Origin of the sequence: Sphingobacterium sp. HSC-15S19, assembly GCF_050433745.1 — a bacterium.
In the GTDB taxonomy this organism is placed as follows: Bacteria; Bacteroidota; Bacteroidia; order Sphingobacteriales; family Sphingobacteriaceae; genus Sphingobacterium; species Sphingobacterium siyangense.
Genome location: NZ_JBNPWQ010000008.1, coordinates 1 through 20,391, shown reverse-complemented (window position 1 = coordinate 20,391; position 20,391 = coordinate 1). Strand labels below are relative to the sequence as shown.

Here is a 20,391-nt window from a genome sequence, read left to right as displayed (position 1 = left end):
GGATGATCAATTATTTAGCAGGAACCTCTACTCACTCGACCTGTACTTCGACCAGTCCCTGCAGCATTAGTTCGACCACTAGCGGATAGAACTTTTTGTAAGCGACGCCCGAGGCTAACAGGCGATAATCACCATCCTCCAGTACATATTGCGTGCCTACCAGGATGCAGCCCGCAGTCTCTTTGTAGCTGTTTCCTTTGTGGAAGTAGACATAGCTAAAATTCGGAATATCAACTATTTCAAGCATACCCCGATGCATCGCTGGATAGTCGTCATAATAACGGCCATTCATTGCCCCCTCGCGGTTAAAACCCAGCGGGTAATGCCCGGCTGGTATAGCGGTTTCGCCCCTTATTTTCACGGGACGCGGAATATTCTCCAGTCCGTAGCAGACAAACTGATTGTTCACATAGATCTCGGACAACGTGCTATGCTTGCCCTGTTTTGTGCGAAGTACTTTTATTGTTGATTTCATACGCTAGCTATTCATTAGAAAAGACCGAGGTATTGACTTCTGGAATACAGGTTTTCATCACGATCATGCAAGAAAAGGTACAGGTGCACCGGTCGATCATGCAGGATGGAAGGCAGCTCGATCGTCATCTGGAGATCCTTCCGCAGCACCTGTTGTTCATTGATGGCTGCCTGTTCCCCAATAATATCATAAGCACAGAGTATGACCTGGTCATCCCATTGGTTATAATCTTTGATGTTGGATTCGGTTACATCCCAGCTCAGCTGTATCGTATTGGACGTACGCACACAGGTATTCACTGCGAGCGGAGACAGCATGCCATTGCTGATTTTTGCGAGGGCGGGCACCACCTCAAAATCCGGATATTCCCCCTGTATCACGTTCGTCAGCGTATGTGACATGGCGCGGCCAAAAGCCGCCTGCACCGTGCACTTGCTGTGGGCAAAACCTTTGCGGATGAGCGGGTACAGCGGATTTAAAAACCGGCGTGCCAGCCGAAAGCGTTCCTGCGCAGCCTCCCTACGTGTCGGATCTGTAACCTGCTTTTTAAACTCAGAAATCACCAGCATATCTTATCGTTTTGTGTTCAAAAATCAGGAGGAGCCACATGCTCCTCCCTTTCAATTAATCCTTTAGCGGCTAAGCCAGGTCAAATTCGCCCAAATAGGTACTTTTGGATACCTTTTCGGCCTTGCGGTCGGTAAAGAAGATCCAGACATGCCCCTTGCCACCGAGCAGGTGGGCCGGAATCTGGATGTCTATCGTACCGGCGGCACGGGTGGGCGGTGTAGGTGCTGTCATAAATTCATCCTTTTCGGGTGAATAGACCAAGATAATGACCTGATCATCGGCCTTGGTCTTGTACAGGCTGTTGAGGATGGTATCCCAGTAGATAGAAAGAATTCCATTATCCACAGCAGCCTCCATGCCGCCGCCGTTGAGGTAAGAGCCCGTACTGATTTCGATCTTGCTGTAATCCAAGCTAAAGTTTGGATAAGTACCGCTTACCGCCTGTGCGATATTGAGCTGCAGTGCCACGTTTGTGGGCGTCATCTTTTCGGTTTTGGAAAGCCCAAACCCCACCTGCAGGATCGGCGTGATCGGCATCAGAAATTTGGAGATTTTCAGGAAACGGTCCTGTTGGATCAGCTGTTCTTCGGACATCCCTTTCGTCCGCTTTTTGGGTAGGCCTTTGAGGTAGTTGATGGATTTCCAGGACGAAGCTATCACAGCGCCCACTTTACCACTTGCTCTTCCGATTACACCATTGTTGATTGTTGCCATGTTTTTATTTTTTTTTTAAAAAGTTAAACCCCATAAAGCTTTCATTTATACCGGTATGTATTGCTTTACTTCGACAAACATACTACATCATATAGCCCCTTGTCAATAGCACAAAGCAGCTTGGCGGAGACTCGTCGGCGTTACCCCGATTTTTGTCGGCGGGCTGTCGGAGGCAATCGGACATGTTCCAGATACGGGGTCGTCTGGCACTTCAAAAACTACGGGTTTGAGCAGCAGTCTCGGGCCTTTGCTTCGGACCTTCTCCGTACCTGCTTCGGATCAGCAATAGATCTTGTACAGATACTGACCAGACCTTCACCAGTCTCCGAACAGGGAAATACTGTTCAGCAACGGATTAACAGTGGCTGCTTTTACATGCAGCCCCGAAGACAATACGAAGCAGGTACGAATAGTGTAGGGATTTAAGGCATTTGCCGCGGCCATTTTTTATATTCGGTCACATACAGCTGCACCACATCTTTTTTGAGAAAGAGATCCGCATTACCCTCTTTATAGGTGGCTTTGAGCAGGCCTTTGGCGATACGCCGCTCGATGGTGCGCACACTTTTGCTCAAAAAATAGGCGACTTCGTGGATGGTCATTGTACCGGTCAGCTTGTGGAGCTCCGTATACTGCTGTTCTTGCAGCAGGTCGAGGATACGGTCCAGCTTGGCCGCTAAGGGCGTATATCCGATGCCTGGTTTTAATTGAAAAGAATAGTGGATTTTAAGGTGAATAGCTGTCGCATTGGACACAAAACGGGGGGTGATCTCCTGTTGATCAGGAGATCCTTTTACAAAAAACATAAACGGGTAAGGTTAGCTCGACTAACCGCCGAAATCCAGCGCAGCAGCAGACCTGTTGTCTACTGCGCTCGGTCTATCTAAGTTTATAAAGTGGGATGATTCAATTGAGCCGAATAAGGTTATCCCATCCCTCATGCTCCAGGTTATTGACGTTATCCAAAAAATCCTTTAGTTTTTTTTCTTTGCGCATCCATTCAGTTATCTGCAGCAGGTTGCTGATTTCCAATTCCGTCATATTCAACTTGAGGCTGTCAAACACTTCCTTACGAAACTCCAGGTAAGTGGCATTTGGCAATATCGGTTGACGGACGAGCATCATATTTACCCTACAGGTTTTATTGATGCGGAAATACCATTTATCAAGCCCCAACCTTTCTAGCTCCTGCATGAAATGATGGGCTTCCAAACGGATACCATTGATCAGGACGACTTCTTTTTTTCTTTTTTGGGAAAAATAAAAGGGCACATCAAACATACGTACAGCATCCATCTGCAAGGTATTTAAATTGAATGGCGAATCTTTATGCAGCACATCATAGAGTGATCCGATTACGATAGTCCTATCCAATGCACTTGGAGGTGCTATAGTTCCCGCTCTATCTGTTGTGTTTTCCTGCGACATGACCTCTTTCCCTAACAAAGCCATCACATTTTCAGTTGTTAGCCACCATAATTCGCCGTTACGAAAAACATAGATCACGTAGGCTATAAAGCCTAGACCAATAAAAGGCATATAATGCAGCAGATAGCTTCTTAACAAGCTGTACGTATCTTCGCTGCGGACAGAAGCGAAACAATAGATAATGAAGAGATAAATCGATAGAATCGATATAGTTGTAACAAGAATTGCACAGCAGAGCTGACCTTTGGGTATACTCTTGGTCATGACCCTCCCCTTGCTCATGAGTATCAAATCAGGGTACCGCTTCTGCCAATAAGTCCCAAAGGCTTCAAGAAACATCTGCGTGAACACGACCGCAACACCAATCGCAATTGCAAATGCCACTGTCCACATCCAATAGGTCTGTGTCCAAAATCGATTCAGGTAAATACCGTGATTTCCGATTAAATTAAAAAGCATGGAGATGAGTAAACTCTCCACCGTTAGTTTTAATACTTTCATATGTTATGTCAAGCTCTCTTAAATGGCTCAGGTTTATACTGGTTTACAGAACCAATTTACTAAATAAAATCAAATATTAAGCAAAATTTAATCACCCAAAAGAAGATTATCCTCCAAAATACCGGAGGTTAGGACAGGTCGGTTGCTAATTTGATCTATTTAAATAAATATTTGCAAAAATACAATTTGAATGAAAGAGAACTTCGACAATGCAGGTGTGGCGCAAAAAGTAGCCACGCTTCTTGCGCTACCCTTAGCGGAGCGCGCGCTAGAGATGCAACTTCTTAAAGACGATTTTGCAGCCTGGATGGAACACAATTTTGACTTGAAGCCCCATCAGGTGGAGCAGCTCTATGATTTTTCACCTGGATTTCGGAAACAACTTGGCACGGCTATCAGCAATTATCTCATGCAGGGCAACGTACTTCAATTTCAAAAAGAAGACAAGGGAGATGATGATGATCCAGAATTTAAGGAGCTTATGGTTCACGGCCTCGATGAATGGCAGGATGGTGTGGCGACAATGATGTTCACTCCCCTGTTTATCCGGATTTCCTACACCGGTCCGCAGCAGTAATCCAACCCTACGTTATCCAAAAACCATTTCCCCCGATCATACCGAAATCCTGACCGGGGGGATTTTTATTGACCTATACACCATTATGAAAACAGCACTACAGATCGATATCGCACAAGTATTTGACCAGCCGATCAGTCCGAGAACTGATACGCTCAAGCCAAGCATAAGCATGTCCAATGCGGACTATCAACATTACGAAAACCAACATGGGCAAGCCTGCCTGCAGCAGTTTGACGGCATGCTCGGCTACATCAATATATTGGATATGCATCTACCTGCGGATATTGTCATTCCGATGCAAGTCACAGCGTCGGATATGCATATCTTTTATCTCTTTACAGAAGATCGTGCTATTCAGATCAGGGATGTCCAGAAGCGGATCAGTTACAGCATCTCTTGCAATCGCGGCCGCTACTTTTACTTAACCAGAAGTGACTATGAAATCCATGTTCCTGCCGGAAGGTATACCCTCATTAACTTTTATTTCCGCGGCAGCATTTTTCGCGATGGCAATGAGCGTCCCTTCCAGTTTCTTCACCCCTTGATCCATGCCTATCGAAAGCACGATCCGAATTCGTGGTGCAGCATTGATTTCCGTGCCGGCACCAGGACCATTTCATTGCTAAAAACCATTGCGTCAAAAATCAAGAAAGGCGACCTCGACAGTGAGGTCAATATCCTTTGGGGTATCAAGAAACTGATCCAGCTATCGAAGGAAAAGATCTTTGAAGAATATGACAGGATTTCGGAATCCCAAATCAAATCCAAAGAAGCCCATGCAGCTATTAAGCAGGCCGTATCCGAGCTTGGCCAGGATTTTAAACTGGGCGATATTGCCTGGCAGCTCGGAATCAGTATGGACTATCTGCATCAGCTTATCCAACTTTATTATGGACAGAGTCCCCAAGAGCTGAAAATAGAATTCATGCTAGATCTTGCCAAGAAATATATTGTAGACGGTATGCCTACAAATGAAATCGCCTATGAACTGGGCTATGCGTCACCCAGCAGTTTTGCACGCTTTTTTAAAAAGAAAACCGGCATGACTGCAACGGAATTTTTTAAGCGGTATAACCAAGACTATTTATAAATTTATTATTAAATTAACCTAGTGACCTAAAAACATGAAAGAAATCATTCAAAAAACCGGAAAATTTTTCAGAGCGATCGGACAACTTTTTGTAGCTGAGCCAGCTGACAAAAGCACGATTATTGCGAGAAAAGTCTGTGGAAAATATAGAGCCTGGAAATATGGCCCGCTACGTATTTGTATCGAGATGGCCGCCTCCTATTTCCCTGAAAATTATCAGCTTGATGAAGAGGTACTCAAGGCAGCAAATGCTGCTGGCAATATTTATTCTCCAAAGGCTATGCTTTATTACCTTTTGTCCCATGCAAGGAAGATAGCAGCACCGCGGCAGCCATTGCCCATTAAAACGAGCTATAGCTATGTGGCATGGCAGATGATCAATCTATCAAAAGTGGATATCGTCACAACCCTCACCAAACACCCCCGTTTAATAGAAATCCGTGAGGAAACGCTGGAACTGTCTGCTGCGAAAGCCGAGATACTGATCTTGAGCAGCGGTGGTGATTATTTTGAAGTAAACCATCTTCTTTCGAAGATTGACCTGACAAATAAATATGTCATTATCTGTTCTGTTTTTGAAGAAGCCTTTATACGCGATCATATTCTTTATCGAGTAGATCGGAAAATTACGCCAAATTTTAAAAGCGAAAACGAATATCTGGCATTCATTGACGAGATTATCCGAGAAGCCACCACAATACACCTTTGAAATTTTAACCATCCCCTTCCGAGGGGATTTTTTTATTGCTCTACCTTTTCATTATTCCAAACCTGTATATACCCGACTCCAGATTCGGTCAAGTCCAGCTGCTCTTTACTGGCGAACTTTGGTATAAGTTAACGACGAAAACGTTAACCGGATAAAACGAAGAAATAATAAAAGTCAAGTGGGCAGGCCATGATAAGGAGGCGCCGCTGCCAACAGACAAATGGATCAGGTAATACAAGTTGTATGAACAAAATGCACCCTATATTGAACATAATGACGGCTCTTTTCCGTTGCATCGGAAAGCTATACTCGTCCCTGAGGACGCAGGTATATCCGCTGATTATGCCCAAGAGTTTGGTCTGTAGACTGGTCAAAGACAACCTTCAGCTGGACACTTTACCGCATCGGATTGCCTTCGCCCAGAAGAGAGTTGTACAGCGAAGGTCGCGCAACCGTAAAGGGGCACTGTTCACGGAAATCCCGGATGGCTCTCAGGGCTCATCTGGGAACAGGCAGGCTGCGTATCGGGATGCAAAGCCAGCCAGCGAGGTCTGCTAAAAGACACCCCACAACATAAAATTAATCAAAGTTTTTTGAGGCAACCTTTTTTTGATCGGATAAAAAAGACCACAACCATGATTTCAAAAAAGATCATTAAAAGAAGTCTAATTACCGTTGGCTCGGCATTGACTTTAGTACTAGGTATCGCATTCGCGGTGAATGCAATGGAAAAGAAGGATAGTTTTATTGAGGAGCAACCTGCAACTCAAACATACTACTATCAACTAAACAGTACAACTCCTGCGGATGTTAATAACCGCAATAATTATGCATTGACCAAACCTGGCAACGGACAGGTGGAATGCGGTAACGGAATATATATCTGTGAAATTCAAGATACTCCACACCCATCCGACGCTACAAAACCGGCCATGTCATTGGGTAATGTGACCGATAATCCTGATGATTACGAAGCTGCCGAAAGACCGGCATTTTCAAATTAATGGGATAGTTTTTAAGGAGGGACAGCTCGGCTGCCCCTCCTTTTAGTGACACACTTTATCTTGGGTTTTGGGGCATGCCTGTCAGTTCAATGATCTCAGCAGGTAATGGTAACGCATATCTGTTATCATTTCTCTTAAGCAAAAACTCGCTGTCACCTAACTTGCGAACAGGAATAATCACCCCATCATCAATCTTATTTAAACGTTTGATATCCCCCCATCGGGAATCCCGCATGATAAATTCCTTTCGTCTCTCATCCAAAACTAGTTTTAAGGCGCTCTCCTGCGACATTGAGGCAAGCGGCGGGCTATAAGTCTCATCGTAACGATGACGTTGGAAAATTTCAAGAAATCGCAGTCCTTCCTCTGTTTTATTCAGGCGTATCAGTCCTTCCGACAGATTGAGGTAAGCATCCGCTACTGTAAGTCCCATAAAAAGCCCTCGGGAACCGACGTAAGACCCCTTGAAATTATACGATCCATCTTTATTTCTTTCAAAAAACAGCTTCTTTCTAAGATCATGTATGTCATATGAAGAATATAATAGTGTATCAATTTTACAATAGGACTTTCCAAGCATGTTATAGATTCCTCCTCCGGCCACTATATAAACGATTTCGTCATCAAAACCAAAAAACGGATATCTGGCTTCCTGCGAATACTCTTTATAATCTTTAAGTTTGCTATCGATTTCAAGTGCTTTCTGTGCATACAGAATTGATTGATCAAATTCAGCTCGTGCCTGATAAATCCATGAAAGTAGGACATAAGCTGATATCCTTGACGGTAAGTGCATATTATCTGATTTCAGCGGCAATAAACTTTCCGCTTCATGTAGATCCTGTAATATCTGTTGATAACATGCCTCTACTGTTCCCCTTTCGGAAGGTATATTAAAGTCATCATTCAGTCTTAATGGGATGCCAAGATCAGTTTTAGAAGCGTCTTTATCATATGCATTAGAGAAGAGTGAAAGCAATTTATAATGACCAAATGCCCTGAAGAATAATGCCCTTCCCCTAAGCTCCATTGCACGCCCCTTTATTTTCTTCTCAGAAGCGATCTTATCCAATTTGGCTAATACATGATTGCTGTAATATATGCTCTTATAATAATCCAGCCAAGGATTGAGGTAAAACTGGTAGAAGATTTCTCCTCCCCATGTATATAACTGTCTTTCGTGCTGATCAAATGCTTCCCAGCTAGATTTGTCGAGGTAATAATTATCAGCAGAAGCCTCGCCAAGTCCCATGCTATAATAATTCATGATCTTAGTATTGTTCAATAGCGCATCAAGGTCTTCGAGGCTATTGGCTTCTTTTAGACTGGCATCAGGTTTTTCATCCAAGAAATTTTTACATGAAACCTGAAGGATGATCAATAGATATAAAAAATAGTTGAGCGTTTTCATTTTTTTCTAATTATAAGTCAAATTAATGCCTAGAGAAATCTGTTTCTTAGGCCTGAATTGTGAAAGGTAATCGGGATCAATTCCTTTATTGTTTTTTCTCCAAATAATTCCAAGATTAGTGGCATTGCAGAATAGCCTTCCGGAAACAATTTTATTGATCCTGAATTTATATCCTACAGAAAGATTTTGTAAACGTACATGGCTTGCATCTTCAACTAAAACGGAAGAACTTTGATAGAAAGAGCTACGCTCGGTATCAACAGGGTAAATAAAAGAAGGTATATCTGTTTTGGATTCGTCACCACTCACTTTCCATCTACGGTCAAAATCCCCGCTACCATCGCCTAATCCACCCATGGCAACCAATTCATTATATCCTACTGGAGTCCGTCTAAGTACATGTCCTAATTTATATAGAAAACTGGCGGAGACATCAACGTTTCCTAGCGACATACCGGGGTTAAAATAACCCGAATAGCGCGGAACCACAGTACCTTTGTATTCGAGTACAGATTTATCCTGCAGTTTGATGTTTGGATAATCGATCGAACGCTGACCATCCAGTTCCCCGACAGGATTTCCGTTGGCGTCTAGCCCATTCCACTTATATGCGAGAATAGAATATACCGGATAGCCTACCTGTCCCGTTACTGAAGTACCATAACTTAGAAACTCATAAGCATAATTGCCCTCATAATAATAATCGGTTACTTTATCAGTATTGAAATTGATCATAAGCTGGGGCGTAAAGAAAACACGATTTCCAAATGGAATATTTCCATTAAGCTTTAGGTCAACACCATTGCCTTTCATTGCGGCAATGTTCCGAAGTACACCCTTGTTTGGTATAGCCGTATAATCCACGGGATATCTGCCAAAAAGGTCAGTTCCCCATTTTTTGTAATAGTCAAGAGAACCATTGATCTTACCCGATATAAATGAAAAATCAATTCCAGTATTCCATATTGTATTTTTTTCCCACCTTAGATCAGGGTTGCTGTACTGGGAAATAATAGCCTGCGGCAAGTTGGTATAGCGGTCCGGGCTTGTGTAGCGAATAGTTGTAATGGCTGAGCGCGATTGATCCACATTTCCACTGATACCATATGATCCGCGTAAGCTCAGCGCATCTATCCATGCAATCTTAAAGAAACGCTCTTCCGAAAGATTCCATTTGTAGCCGATAGACCATAGCGGTTGCCACCTTTCATTCGTTTTTACACCGAATAGATTTGAAGCGTCCCGCCTAACACTCCCTGTCAGGACATACCTACCGTTATAAGAAACCGATGCATTTGCATATTGAGATCTTGAACGGTTTATTTTAAGGCTCTTATTATCTAAATATGGAACATAAATGGTCGATTTATCAATAAAGTGAGTGTATGGGTTCCGGTAATCTACTTTTGAAACAGTATACGTGTCGGGATCAAATCCATAGAATCTGTATTGCGCACTCTCGGCATTTGACTGTCTCCACTCCGTTCCCAGTAAAGCTGTAAACAACAAACCCCGCCACCTCTTTTCATAGTTAACACCAAATCTCACATTATGCGTCTTTTGTATCTGATCAGACTGATCCAGAATACCGCCAGTAGGAATTGCCGATGTTACAGTTCGTTTGGCATAGTCTACCATAGCATAGGAATTGATTAGATTTCTGACCATGTAACTATCCTCATCATAACGTTGCTTATCCCGGGTGGATACAAACTGAAAACCATAGTTCCCCTGCAGATTCAGGCCCTTCAAGAGTTTGATATCAGCTGTCACATTTGCCAGCACCATATTTGATGCAAGTATAGAATGCTTTTTTTTGTATTCTATCAGCGGGTATTCGAACCAATCATTTAAGAGCCCTTGCCCTACAGTGTCAAGATATCCTACCCTATTTTTAGCTTGTCTAATTGGATTGCCATCTTTGTCTGCAAGCATGAGGTATGGTCTACCGTTTGATGGACTATAAGCAGTTCTTCCTTCTTGAAATTTATTGTCTACATATTGAAGGTCAGTTGAAAGCCTGATTTTTGGATGCAGTTCAATCTCAATAAAAGTCCTTATTAAATTCTTCTTCAGCTTTTCATCCAGTGTGCCGGTATTGTTGTCCATTCGTGCAGAAAATTGGTAACGCAAGTTCCTGCTACCACCTTCAATACTTAAGTTGTGATATTGGTTGACAGCCGTTCTGTACATATACTTACTATAATCGTCCCTGACATCAAGTTTTCTGTAGTTCGCTATAGCCTGCTCATGATCCTTTCGATCTCCTATCCCATCTCTAATGGCTATTAAATGCTCTACTACAGGCGAAAAATAAGGCATGTTGAAGGAATTTTGATTATCATAACGGCCTTTTTCAAACAGGAAGTTTTCGAGATCGACAACACCCGAAGAAGAAATTCGATTCAAGGAATAAAGGTCCGGTTTTTCCTGTATCTGCACACCGCCTGCTATTGTGACCCGATTCGGTGAATTGTATTTCCCTTTTTTCGTCGTGATTACTATAACCCCATTACCTGCACGGGTGCCCCAAATAGCCGATGCAGCAGCATCTTTTAATATTGTGATATCGTCGATATCTTCCGGATTGATCCAGTTCGGATCACCTTCGTAGGGAAAATTATCGAGCACGATGAGGGGAAGGTTTGTATTATTTATACTGCTCAATCCACGGATAGTCATCGACCGTTTGCTGTCACCCGTCTTATCGAATAGGATCGGTGAATTGCCTTCTAACTTCTGAAATATATTGCTGCCGTACACATCCCTGCTTCGTTGGAGATCTATTTTATCGACTGCGCCTGAGGATATACGCTGATTTATTTTCTGATATCCTGTATTAATTGTAACTGTTTCGAGCATATTATCTTTGCTGGCCAAAGTGACGGACCTGTCTTTAAGCAGCTGACTCAATGCAATTGTAACAGTTTTGTATCTGATATGCGTAAAGGTCAAGCTATCCATATTAAACTTGTTCAGAAGAAAAGATCCTTCATGGTCAGTTTTTGCGACAAAATCTCGTCCTTTGACATTTACCTCTTCCAGCGGATTAAAGCTATCCATGTCGGTGATCTTTATCTTTATTACCTGAGCCTGGCCGTTCACCATCTTTATAAAAATGAAAAGCAAGAATATTAAGTAAGTCGTTTTCATAAGCTTCTCCTTTCTGTTACCTCTATAATTGATTGTTTAGCGCGCTGATTTTTGATTTTCAGCCCATATTTAGACAATATGTCCTGTAAATATTCCTCGTCCCTTATCTTATGGAGATCTATAGAAATCCGGTCCTGTTTATCGATTAAATCACTGGACAAATAGATTGGCACCCTCCGCATATCCTTTTGTTGGTAGTTCAGCGACTTCAGTAGTTCCTCAATCGTCACATTGCCTGCTGGCCTATATAACTTTTTATTTCCTTTTGGATATATCAGTTTGGTTTCAACTTCTTTCTCAACGACTGCAAGGTCATATCCATTTGTATTGAGCAGTGCGATCAATGCATTCCACTTTAATTCCTTTTTTGGGATGTTCAATGGGGCGATAGATTCTAAGCCAGCACCATATTTGGTCAACCATACAGTGTAAGGAAATTTTTGTTGATCTTCGAAGCCGAAGTAGTCGAACTGATCTTCATTACTTATCTTTAAAAAGATCCTATTATGCCAATAAACATCAAGGAGCTTGTACATTGCAAACAACAGACTATGGTTTGTTAGGTAGAGCCTTTGTATGCTATCAGTCTTTTTATAAGATCCAAACGCTGAAAGTCCGCTTATAGGCCCCATTATAACGGTCCGGGATTTTATAGCATCCTTAATTCTACTGTTTTTTTGGTCCAGGATGACTTTGGTTTTATCAAAATTAAGGATATCGCTCTTTGCAAGATATTCTTCATATTTACCTCCTTTCAATTTTTGGACATTTTCAGGTAACAATATTTCAGAGTGGGCAATAGTCAAAACTTTCCCCTGTTGGATGACTACGACGTGCGGAATTATCCTATATGGAAAATAAGCGCTGAGCACTGTATCGCCAATTATTGTTGGAAAGTTAAGCTTAAACCTTCCGTTGAACTTGGTGACTTCTTCCTTGTCCTGATAAGTGACACCGAGGAATGCTATATCTGCATCAGTATACGCATCTGTTTTAACATACTTTTGTATTGATCCAATACAGGCACCACACCATGTAGCCCAGAAGTCCAGAATGATCAGTTTTCTATTTTTGAGTTCATTAAGAGTTACTGTATTCTTATTGGATCTGTTGTACATAGCGTTTAAGGATGCAGTCCAAAATCCATCCGGAACTGTATCACCTATTTTCAGTGGTTTGATTATTTTCAGCCCATCAGCCCCGCTGTCCCTGCGGGGCGTCTGAGCCGATAAACTAAACATATGAAATACAGTAGCAATTACTAAAAGAGTCCTTATGGTTAATAGTTCTCTTAAGCTATATGCTTTATTTTCAATACACGTAGGTCGCGCATTTATTAAATTTACATACTGGGTTGCCTGTTTTGAACAGGCAATACCGATCCCAGTCCTTATAAAATTGTTCATTTTAAGGTTTTAAAAATGGTCATAATTTTTCCCTTTCCTCGCGGAGACGCTGGATCAGGTCATTAGAATAACTCGTAAAAATGTTCCGATATAGTAGTCTCTAATTGGTTACAAAGCAGATGATATATTTACAATGACACTTTTTCGGATGGTCAAAATGACCTCTAGCCTTATACGGCTAAGGGGGATTGGGATTAATCGAATGTTTGTTTTTAATAATCATAACTCGTTATTGGTTAAACGAGTCTTGTATCAGGAGGTAGCTTGATAAATATAGGGCTACATGCTGTGGCTACAAATTAAGTTTCTGACGCCTAACGTAACACAGACTAACAGTAGCCCCATATCTATCTTATCAAGCAAATATAATAAAAGCTTTTATATAAGAATAGACATGGGTATTCATAACTACTGCCTTGCGTTACGGCGTCAGAAAATGTAGCCGCAAGACTCTTTGTTTTAAATACCTAAGTTCTTTCCGAAAGCATCTGCTCTCTTCCTATACAAAGATAATAAACAAATCACAAAAAAAGAATTAAATGTCACTTTTTGTAACTCGATAGTACTCCATATTTGACTTATGACCAGTATAAATAGAAAAGTAATTACTGAAAATATCCTGAAGCTAATTGACAGTAATGGTATTGAAGATAGTGATTTTGCAAATCTTATTGAGAAATCAACTAGAACTCTATCTAGAATAAGAAAGGGGCAATCTTTATTTAATATAGATGCAATTAATGTGGCAAGCTCATTTTTTGACAAATCGTTAATAGAACTTAATAAACAATACATAGTGATTGAAGCTGATTCTCGTAATAAGTTAAAACACATCCATAAGAATAATGTTGCGTATTCTAGCTTGCTAGAAAAACGACCAAGCATCACTTATGCGATAACCTATCACCTATTGAATAACAAAGAGTTTTGTTCAACAGGTATGATAGTCGATAAAATCAAAAAGCTTTTTGATTCTTTGGGATGGAATTATTCTAGCTCATATATATCTAGTTCCATGAGGAGAAACAGTAAATACATTGCTGTCGCTGGTACTGCGATAGTTGATGGCAATGAAGTAAATGTCTATAAATCTAAATAATTTTGTTCTTTTGAAATCTCTAAAATGTTTAAGTGTTTTGGGCGTAGCATTAGCTATCTTGGGATTAACATTAAAGAAAAAAGGAATTATCAAAAGCTAGAAACACTTAATAAAACATCAAATTATAAATTTATGAAGTTGGATATACTGTTTATATAATTTAATACCCGCCGCCAAGAGGGGTTTTGCTTACAAATCGCATAGTAAAGGGCATAGTATTTTGTATATTTATAGAAATAATATAAAATAATCTATGAATACACTTACCCAGATTGAAAATGCTTTAAAGGCAATAGATCAAGCAAAATTTCAAACGCTAGTAAATCACTTATTGTATTTGCAGGGAAATAATTTCATAGGTGCACCTGGTGCTGTCGTGGGCAAAGAAAAAACAAGTAAAGGGACTCCGGATTCTTTCTTTTTTGATGGCGACAAATACATATTTGTCGAGTGTACTACGCAAGAAAAAATCAGAGACGCTAAAACTTTCTGTAAGAAGCTCAGCAATGATATAGACCATTGTTTTGAAGAAGGCAAGACAGCCGTCAATAAAAAAAAGGTGGCTAAAGTAGTTTTAGCATGTAACGAGAAAATCACCGTCGAAGAGCACGGTTTGTTAGATGCCAAAGTAAAGGCATATCATGTCGAAGCTGAATTCGAGGTATTAAATATTCAGAATCTCCCAATGCTTATCTATGAGTTTCCTAAACTGGCAGAAGAGTATTTAGAGATTTCAATTTTAAAGGGAGATATTTATCCACTTGAGGATTTTCTTCTCAAAACAAAGACCGGACTGCAGCCATCACTCACCAATGAATTTATTGGCAGAGAAGAAGAAATAAAAAACGGCATTGCGGCACTAAAGAAGCACGACATCTTACTATTGTCAGGTGGTGCCGGTGTAGGAAAATCGAAATTAGCGGTAAAGATACTTGATAAGCTTTCAAAAGCAGACCACATCCCCATAGTCATTCAAAGTTCAGGTGTACCGCTGTGGGACGACTATCAGCATCTATTTTTACCGAGCAAGCAGTACATTATATTATTTGACGATGCCAACAAGTCGGTCAACAATCTAAACTACCTGCTCAGCAAACTCAGGGAGTCAAAATCGTACGCAGCAAAATTGGTCATTACGTCCCGGGACTACGTGAAAAAACAGGTATCGGCTGCCTTGGAAGACTGGTCCTATCAGGAGTTTAATATTCCTGAATTCAAGGACGCAGAAATCGAGAAAATAATTGTCTCAGCACTACCCAATCTTAAGCATTATCCTGATATCATACGAAAGATCGTTGATCTGGCCAAAGGAAATGCCAGAGTGGCCTTGATGGCAACCTATTCGGTTACTCCCGATGCGGAAACAAACTACCTGACTAGTCCAGTCCTTCTTTACGAAAAGTATTTTAAAAAGATAGCGGAAGAGATCGGAATTTTCGATGACCCATTAACCCTGAAAGCCCTTGCCATTGTTTCATTCTTTGGCGTTTTAGATAGAGATAATGAAGAACAGAAAGCTGTCCTTGAAGACAAATTTGGAATTGACTGGAATGACGTATGGTCTGCTATACTGGAACTGCATAACAGCGAAATCGTAGATGTGTATTCAAATGAAATAGTAAAAGTATCAGATCAGGTTTTGGCAACATATGCCTTCTATAAATGCTTTATCGATGACCAGACCGCAGTGATAGATTATGCAGAATGGATTTTAGCTTTTGTTGAAAAGCATTCTAACAAGATTCGCACTACACTAGTTGACGTGAATAACACCTTTACAGATCAACATATAAAAGATTTAGTATTACCTCATTTGAATAAGGTAGCTGAACGTATGGTATCGGAGGGCCAACAGTACACATTCTATAATCTTTTTTGGTTCTATAAGGGTCGTGATTGCCTGCTTTATATTAGAAAATGGATTCAGGCCCTGCCACAAGAAGATCTGCCAGCAACATTTTCCTTTAACGACGAGGCTAATGACCATGTGTATACCACCAAATACTTTGAACTTTTAACTGGTTTCTGGAATTATCCAAATGAATTGTTCAAACCTTCATTGGAATTGACATTAGCGCTGGTCAGTAAACAACCAAGTCGATTGCCCGAAGTTTTAAAGTGTCTTCACGATCGCCTCAGCTTTAAAGTTCAAGACTTGGAACATGGATACAGGAGACAACACTTGCTATTGGATGTTCTATTGGACGATAAATGGACTGATACACAAAGATCAATTGCGAACGGTATCTTTCTCAACTTATCGAAAGTCTTCTTTGGCTGGCACTTTACCGAATATGGACCAACTAAAGGACATGAATTTACGTATTACAATATCGAACTACATAAATCAGATCAGTTAATGAGCCTGAGGGCACGTATACTAGATCAGGTATACCAACTCTTTGATCCAGAAAATGAACAATGTTCTGAGCTATTATCAAAAATCGTTTTTCCAGGAGGAAAAATTGATAAAAGCATTTATGTAGATGAGTTGCCAATATATGAAAGAATTATTTCGGACAAATTAGATGAAAAACAAATCTCGCATTGCAGGTTTGTATCGGATATGTCCCAACACCTGGCAGAAGCGGACACAGTATACCCTGAAAGCTGGAACGATTTCATCAATTCTGATATAAAGAAATTGGAGCATTTTCTACGACCAGATTGGAAAGAAAGGAAAAGTAAATCTACGGAAGAACGTCAAAAAGAAAGGCTTAAGAAAATCAATGATTTTGTAAACGGAAGCGAATGGAGAGATTTAGAGCAACTGCTGATAAATGTGGATGCGCTTTACAATCAAGAGAAAATCAATAAAGGTGGTTATATAGAGCCATCCGTAACTTCTATATATCTAGCTGTAGCTCGCAAGGACAAAACGGATTTTGAAAAGGCTTTGCGCCTACACTTTAGCGGGAAAGTGAATTTCCCTATGCGTTCAATGGTTTTCCATATACCTTTACAAGAAGACGTCATAACAGGTGAAGAGCTACTTAGCATCGTACATAACTACGATTTTGAATATAGATTTTTTTGGGAATCTGTATTGATAACTTCGTTACCAGAGCAACAAATAGACGAGCGTTTTTTAAAGCTGCTTTTGGCGCTCTTTGGCAATAGAGACAAATCTGTCAAGGTCCATAGTATGCTTGACTATCATAAATACTGGACTGTGTTTGAAGAATACAAAATAGGCAACAAAGAACTGGAGCAGCATAATATAATCACTTATCTTACCAGCCTTGTACTGTCAAAAAAAGATTGGACTAGGGCAGATTTAGGTTATGATTTTTGTTCTGACTGTGTGTCCTACTTTACAAGCCATTATGAATTACTAAAGAGCGCGTACTGGGTGCAATATGTAATCGACCCTCATTTTGATGATGATGAAAAGGAACTAAAAGCAATACTTGATTTGGATAGATATTTCATTCACCATAGCTATACAAACGACATTATAGGCTTAGGATATTCAGCCAAGATAGAGCTTAGTGATATTAACACCAGCTTACTATGGGAATACCCGGAATATGAAGAATTGATCGAGAGTCTATTATTAGAGGTTTTACATAAAGAGCATTTGAGTTCTACTTACGAAGATGCCATCTTTAATTTATTTGCTCTAAAAAGGGTTGAAGACGGCAAGATAGAGAAAGTGAAGTCTCTCATTTCCGATTTGACCCGTAAGCATGCACACAACGACAAAATACTGTTAATACTGATACGGATGGTTTATAACAATTATAGCGATTGGATAATACCTTATTACAAGGAGTTTCTTTTATTACGTAAGGAGATTGAAATTACCAGAAATATTAGCTTTAGCAGAAGCTGTAACTATACATTAAGCAGGGTCCATCTTTACCAGGATAGAATAAACTTTTACCGGGAAATTATAAATATGATCAATACTCTCCCCGACCTGCTCGACTACACTGAACATATAGATCACTTTGAACAACTGATAGCATGGGAAAAAGAAGCTATCAAAAAGGAGGTTAAAGTAGACTTTATGAGTGAGTATTATTGATAATATGACAAATCCAAATAGTAAGTTTTGAACCGAGAAATAATAAGCTACATAAAACAAATAACAATATTTTGGAGCAGATAGAAAAAATTATAGGCAACCTCATCAATAGCAAAAAAGAGGGAAACTATTGGGATTTTAAGGAAATTCCTCACAATAATAATGCAGATCTATTACATGACATATTATGTCTCGCAAATGCAAAACATAAAGGAGACAGATTTTTAATTTTGGGGGTCTCCGACCCCAGCTCTGGAGCAAACATAGTTGGCCTGACCACTGGTATGGTTGATCGCAAGACCCAACAACAGTTTATTGACTTTCTGAATCGCAAAGATTTTGGAGGTGGCATTAAGCCAGATATTAGCTTACATACCTTGACCATCGACAAGAAGCAAATTGATGTATTACAGATAACCAATCATCCTTATAAGCCATACTATCTCACATCTACCTATACAATTGGTAGAAGAAACGTTAGAGCTAATCATATTTATACCCGTATCGGTGACACCAATACGCCAATTGATTCTTCAGCTGATCTACTGCATATAGAGCATATGTGGCGTGAGAGATTTCATCTTGACGTTCATCCCAAAGAAAAAATGCTGCATCTTCTTTCAGATCCTAGTGAATGGACAATGGATTTGGGTAATTCCGAATATGCATACAACAACAACCATCCAGAATATAAAATAGAATTTTCGCAACCCAAGAAAGTTGAGTCTGCTGAGGCTTATTGCTATTTCTACCCAAATCCCGTAGCATATCTGGGTACGGCAAAATTCTATTATCAATCGACCCTGTTGCTCGAACAAGAATACATGACCTGTGATGAAATGCGAAGACACCTTCCGGTTCCTCAAGTAGCCTATGTATCTAAAAACGGAATTGAAGGTTGGTATTATTATTTTACCAAGAACGCTATAAGCGGTCTCTTTTTAAAGTTCTTGACTAGAGGCACGTATTCATTTTCGTCAGGACGAGGATCAGAACCACCGTTCCTGATTTTCAAAGATGAAATGGAATCCAAAGCATTTGAAGATCATGTTAACCAACACCTGGATGATATTATTAAGCTCATTCCAACAACCTTCGCAAAAATGGCTAAGCGTGAAAAAGAAAATGCTAATGATACCACACCAATTGATCCAATCTTTATGGATCAGATACACCAATATTACGCTAGCTTCCAGTCTGGAAAAATATAAAAACCAAATCTGTTATATGGGATCTCCTAAGCATCAACATTTTATTCCAAAATCATTCCTGAAGCAGTTTGCTCTTAAGAATGAAAGAGACAAATACCTTATTGATACTCTAATGCGAGGGGATGCAAAAATTACGACCCTAACTACGACACAGGTATGTGTCCAAAAAAATATCTATACCTTCCCTGAGGGTGTCGAAGGTGATCGCTTCGCTTTAGAAAAGCGTTATGCAGTTGAAGTCGATGCTGTCTATCCAGAGGTATATGCGCTACTTTCTGATCCAACCATTCATAAACTTACTCTTGAACAGAAATCGAAAATCCTGAATACAGTATTAAGCCTTTACTTTAGGACACCTTTTTTCCTTAATGAGAAAAATGAAAGACTGGATGTCAGATTTGATAGATTCTCCAACCTTTTGAATAATAATAAAGAGCAACTGATCTACAATCATGATAACGGAACAAGTTATACGTTGACTAAAGAAAATATCGAGGATGTGAGAGCGATGCTAAAAATTGAAAACAAGATAAAATTTTTAGAAGAGCATTTGGAGCAATGGAAATCTTTTGTAGAACACAAAATGGTCTGTGGAATGGAAGTAATCGAAGTTTCTGACGAGGTTCCTTTAATATCCTCAGACAATCCAGTACTAATACTAGGAAGTGACGGCAGGCCTAATTACCAGGATATCTTCCATCCTGATAACATTATTGAGGTAGCTATCGATCCCAAAAAATATTTAATAATCTATCCTAACGCTGTATCTGAGGAAGAATCGCTGGATTTGAAAAGGGGAAGTCGTGATAAATATTTCGCGGCAGGAGTAAATCTGCGTACAGAAGAGACATCGGATGGACGAGTTTTGGGGTATCCAGGCGATGTACATAAACACTTTGAATCTCAGCAGAAACTCTGTCTTGTCCTGATATAGCTTTACACTAAATTGTAAAGTATATGACAAAAAAGACTAAAGTGGATAATTCCAAGCCGTTCCAAAGAGTTGGAAG

17 protein-coding genes are annotated in these 20,391 nt (G+C 40.2%); 9 read left to right on the top strand and 8 right to left on the bottom strand.

Features of this window, described 5'->3' with window-relative positions; all coding sequences use genetic code 11:
* Positions 1-31 precede the first annotated feature (31 nt).
* From L1283_RS07950 to L1283_RS07940, 3 genes are all read right to left on the bottom strand, one after another.
* Positions 32-475, bottom strand: coding sequence for a DUF5675 family protein (locus L1283_RS07950; protein WP_201639137.1), 444 nt, complete (start codon positions 473-475; stop codon positions 32-34).
* A gap of 14 nt (positions 476-489) precedes the next feature.
* Entirely contained in the window at positions 490-1,044 is a 555-nt protein-coding gene (locus tag L1283_RS07945) for a DUF6266 family protein (protein WP_070561183.1), read from the bottom strand.
* Between the two features lie 70 nt (positions 1,045-1,114).
* Entirely contained in the window at positions 1,115-1,759 is a 645-nt protein-coding gene (locus tag L1283_RS07940) for a DUF6266 family protein (RefSeq protein ID WP_070561184.1), read from the bottom strand.
* A 99-nt stretch (positions 1,760-1,858) separates the two neighbouring features.
* On the opposite strand from L1283_RS07940, the gene L1283_RS07935 reads away from it, so the two are divergent.
* Positions 1,859-2,185, top strand: coding sequence for a hypothetical protein (locus L1283_RS07935; protein WP_312352542.1), 327 nt, complete (start codon positions 1,859-1,861; stop codon positions 2,183-2,185).
* Here the strand turns inward: L1283_RS07935 and L1283_RS07930 are convergent.
* Complete coding sequence (locus L1283_RS07930; protein ID WP_201639136.1) at positions 2,182-2,565, bottom strand: hypothetical protein; 384 nt, start codon at positions 2,563-2,565, stop codon at positions 2,182-2,184. The two genes, L1283_RS07935 and L1283_RS07930, sit on opposite strands and share 4 nt — an antisense overlap.
* Before the next feature lie 100 nt (positions 2,566-2,665).
* Positions 2,666-3,688, bottom strand: a complete 1,023-nt coding sequence (locus L1283_RS07925; protein WP_115049132.1) for a hypothetical protein — start codon at positions 3,686-3,688, stop codon at positions 2,666-2,668.
* A 190-nt stretch (positions 3,689-3,878) separates the two neighbouring features.
* Between L1283_RS07925 and L1283_RS07920 the strand changes: the two genes are divergently transcribed.
* The 4 genes from L1283_RS07920 (at position 3,879) to L1283_RS07905 (ending at position 7,071) form a co-directional block, all read left to right on the top strand.
* Entirely contained in the window at positions 3,879-4,265 is a 387-nt protein-coding gene (locus L1283_RS07920) for a hypothetical protein (protein ID WP_070561187.1), read from the top strand.
* Positions 4,266-4,350: 85 nt separating this feature from the next.
* Complete coding sequence (locus L1283_RS07915) at positions 4,351-5,358, top strand: helix-turn-helix domain-containing protein (protein ID WP_201639133.1); 1,008 nt, start codon at positions 4,351-4,353, stop codon at positions 5,356-5,358.
* Positions 5,359-5,392: 34 nt separating this feature from the next.
* Positions 5,393-6,067 carry a hypothetical protein gene (locus L1283_RS07910; protein WP_312194235.1) on the top strand — a complete coding sequence of 225 codons (675 nt, stop codon included), beginning with the start codon at positions 5,393-5,395 and terminating at the stop codon, positions 6,065-6,067.
* 635 nt (positions 6,068-6,702) lie between these two features.
* Positions 6,703-7,071 carry a hypothetical protein gene (locus tag L1283_RS07905; protein ID WP_070561190.1) on the top strand — a complete coding sequence of 123 codons (369 nt, stop codon included), beginning with the start codon at positions 6,703-6,705 and terminating at the stop codon, positions 7,069-7,071.
* A 55-nt stretch (positions 7,072-7,126) separates the two neighbouring features.
* On the opposite strand, the gene L1283_RS07900 is transcribed toward L1283_RS07905, so the two are convergent.
* The 3 genes from L1283_RS07900 to L1283_RS07890 are packed head-to-tail and all read right to left on the bottom strand — an operon-like array spanning position 7,127 to position 13,041.
* Complete coding sequence (locus L1283_RS07900; RefSeq protein ID WP_115049140.1) at positions 7,127-8,482, bottom strand: RagB/SusD family nutrient uptake outer membrane protein; 1,356 nt, start codon at positions 8,480-8,482, stop codon at positions 7,127-7,129.
* Positions 8,483-8,488: 6 nt separating this feature from the next.
* Positions 8,489-11,590, bottom strand: coding sequence for a SusC/RagA family TonB-linked outer membrane protein (locus tag L1283_RS07895; protein WP_312905239.1), 3,102 nt, complete (start codon positions 11,588-11,590; stop codon positions 8,489-8,491).
* Between the two features lie 41 nt (positions 11,591-11,631).
* Entirely contained in the window at positions 11,632-13,041 is a 1,410-nt protein-coding gene (locus tag L1283_RS07890) for a peroxiredoxin family protein (RefSeq protein ID WP_115049142.1), read from the bottom strand.
* 580 nt (positions 13,042-13,621) lie between these two features.
* On the opposite strand from L1283_RS07890, the gene L1283_RS07885 reads away from it, so the two are divergent.
* The 4 genes from L1283_RS07885 (at position 13,622) to L1283_RS07870 (ending at position 20,315) form a co-directional block, all read left to right on the top strand.
* Entirely contained in the window at positions 13,622-14,140 is a 519-nt protein-coding gene (locus L1283_RS07885; RefSeq protein WP_115049144.1) for a hypothetical protein, read from the top strand.
* Positions 14,141-14,393: 253 nt separating this feature from the next.
* On the top strand, positions 14,394-18,170 hold the full coding sequence (locus L1283_RS07880; protein ID WP_312352544.1) for a hypothetical protein: 3,777 nt from the start codon (positions 14,394-14,396) through the stop codon (positions 18,168-18,170).
* A gap of 71 nt (positions 18,171-18,241) precedes the next feature.
* Complete coding sequence (locus L1283_RS07875; RefSeq protein ID WP_167450469.1) at positions 18,242-19,381, top strand: ATP-binding protein; 1,140 nt, start codon at positions 18,242-18,244, stop codon at positions 19,379-19,381.
* 16 nt (positions 19,382-19,397) lie between these two features.
* Positions 19,398-20,315 carry a DUF4238 domain-containing protein gene (locus L1283_RS07870; RefSeq protein ID WP_429625998.1) on the top strand — a complete coding sequence of 306 codons (918 nt, stop codon included), beginning with the start codon at positions 19,398-19,400 and terminating at the stop codon, positions 20,313-20,315.
* The last annotated feature ends 76 nt before the right edge of the window (positions 20,316-20,391 follow it).

Coding starts and splice junctions, on each gene's coding strand:
- L1283_RS07885 (WP_115049144.1), top strand. CDS start 13,622: ATGACCAGTATAAATAGAAAAGTAATTACTGAAAATATCCTGAAGCTA.
- L1283_RS07950 (WP_201639137.1), bottom strand. CDS start 475: ATGAAATCAACAATAAAAGTACTTCGCACAAAACAGGGCAAGCATAGC.
- L1283_RS07930 (WP_201639136.1), bottom strand. CDS start 2,565: ATGTTTTTTGTAAAAGGATCTCCTGATCAACAGGAGATCACCCCCCGT.
- L1283_RS07910 (WP_312194235.1), top strand. CDS start 5,393: ATGAAAGAAATCATTCAAAAAACCGGAAAATTTTTCAGAGCGATCGGA.
- L1283_RS07915 (WP_201639133.1), top strand. CDS start 4,351: ATGAAAACAGCACTACAGATCGATATCGCACAAGTATTTGACCAGCCG.
- L1283_RS07940 (WP_070561184.1), bottom strand. CDS start 1,759: ATGGCAACAATCAACAATGGTGTAATCGGAAGAGCAAGTGGTAAAGTG.
- L1283_RS07945 (WP_070561183.1), bottom strand. CDS start 1,044: ATGCTGGTGATTTCTGAGTTTAAAAAGCAGGTTACAGATCCGACACGT.
- L1283_RS07890 (WP_115049142.1), bottom strand. CDS start 13,041: ATGAACAATTTTATAAGGACTGGGATCGGTATTGCCTGTTCAAAACAG.
- L1283_RS07925 (WP_115049132.1), bottom strand. CDS start 3,688: ATGAAAGTATTAAAACTAACGGTGGAGAGTTTACTCATCTCCATGCTT.
- L1283_RS07905 (WP_070561190.1), top strand. CDS start 6,703: ATGATTTCAAAAAAGATCATTAAAAGAAGTCTAATTACCGTTGGCTCG.
- L1283_RS07870 (WP_429625998.1), top strand. CDS start 19,398: ATGGGATCTCCTAAGCATCAACATTTTATTCCAAAATCATTCCTGAAG.
- L1283_RS07880 (WP_312352544.1), top strand. CDS start 14,394: ATGAATACACTTACCCAGATTGAAAATGCTTTAAAGGCAATAGATCAA.
- L1283_RS07900 (WP_115049140.1), bottom strand. CDS start 8,482: ATGAAAACGCTCAACTATTTTTTATATCTATTGATCATCCTTCAGGTT.
- L1283_RS07895 (WP_312905239.1), bottom strand. CDS start 11,590: ATGGTGAACGGCCAGGCTCAGGTAATAAAGATAAAGATCACCGACATG.
- L1283_RS07920 (WP_070561187.1), top strand. CDS start 3,879: ATGAAAGAGAACTTCGACAATGCAGGTGTGGCGCAAAAAGTAGCCACG.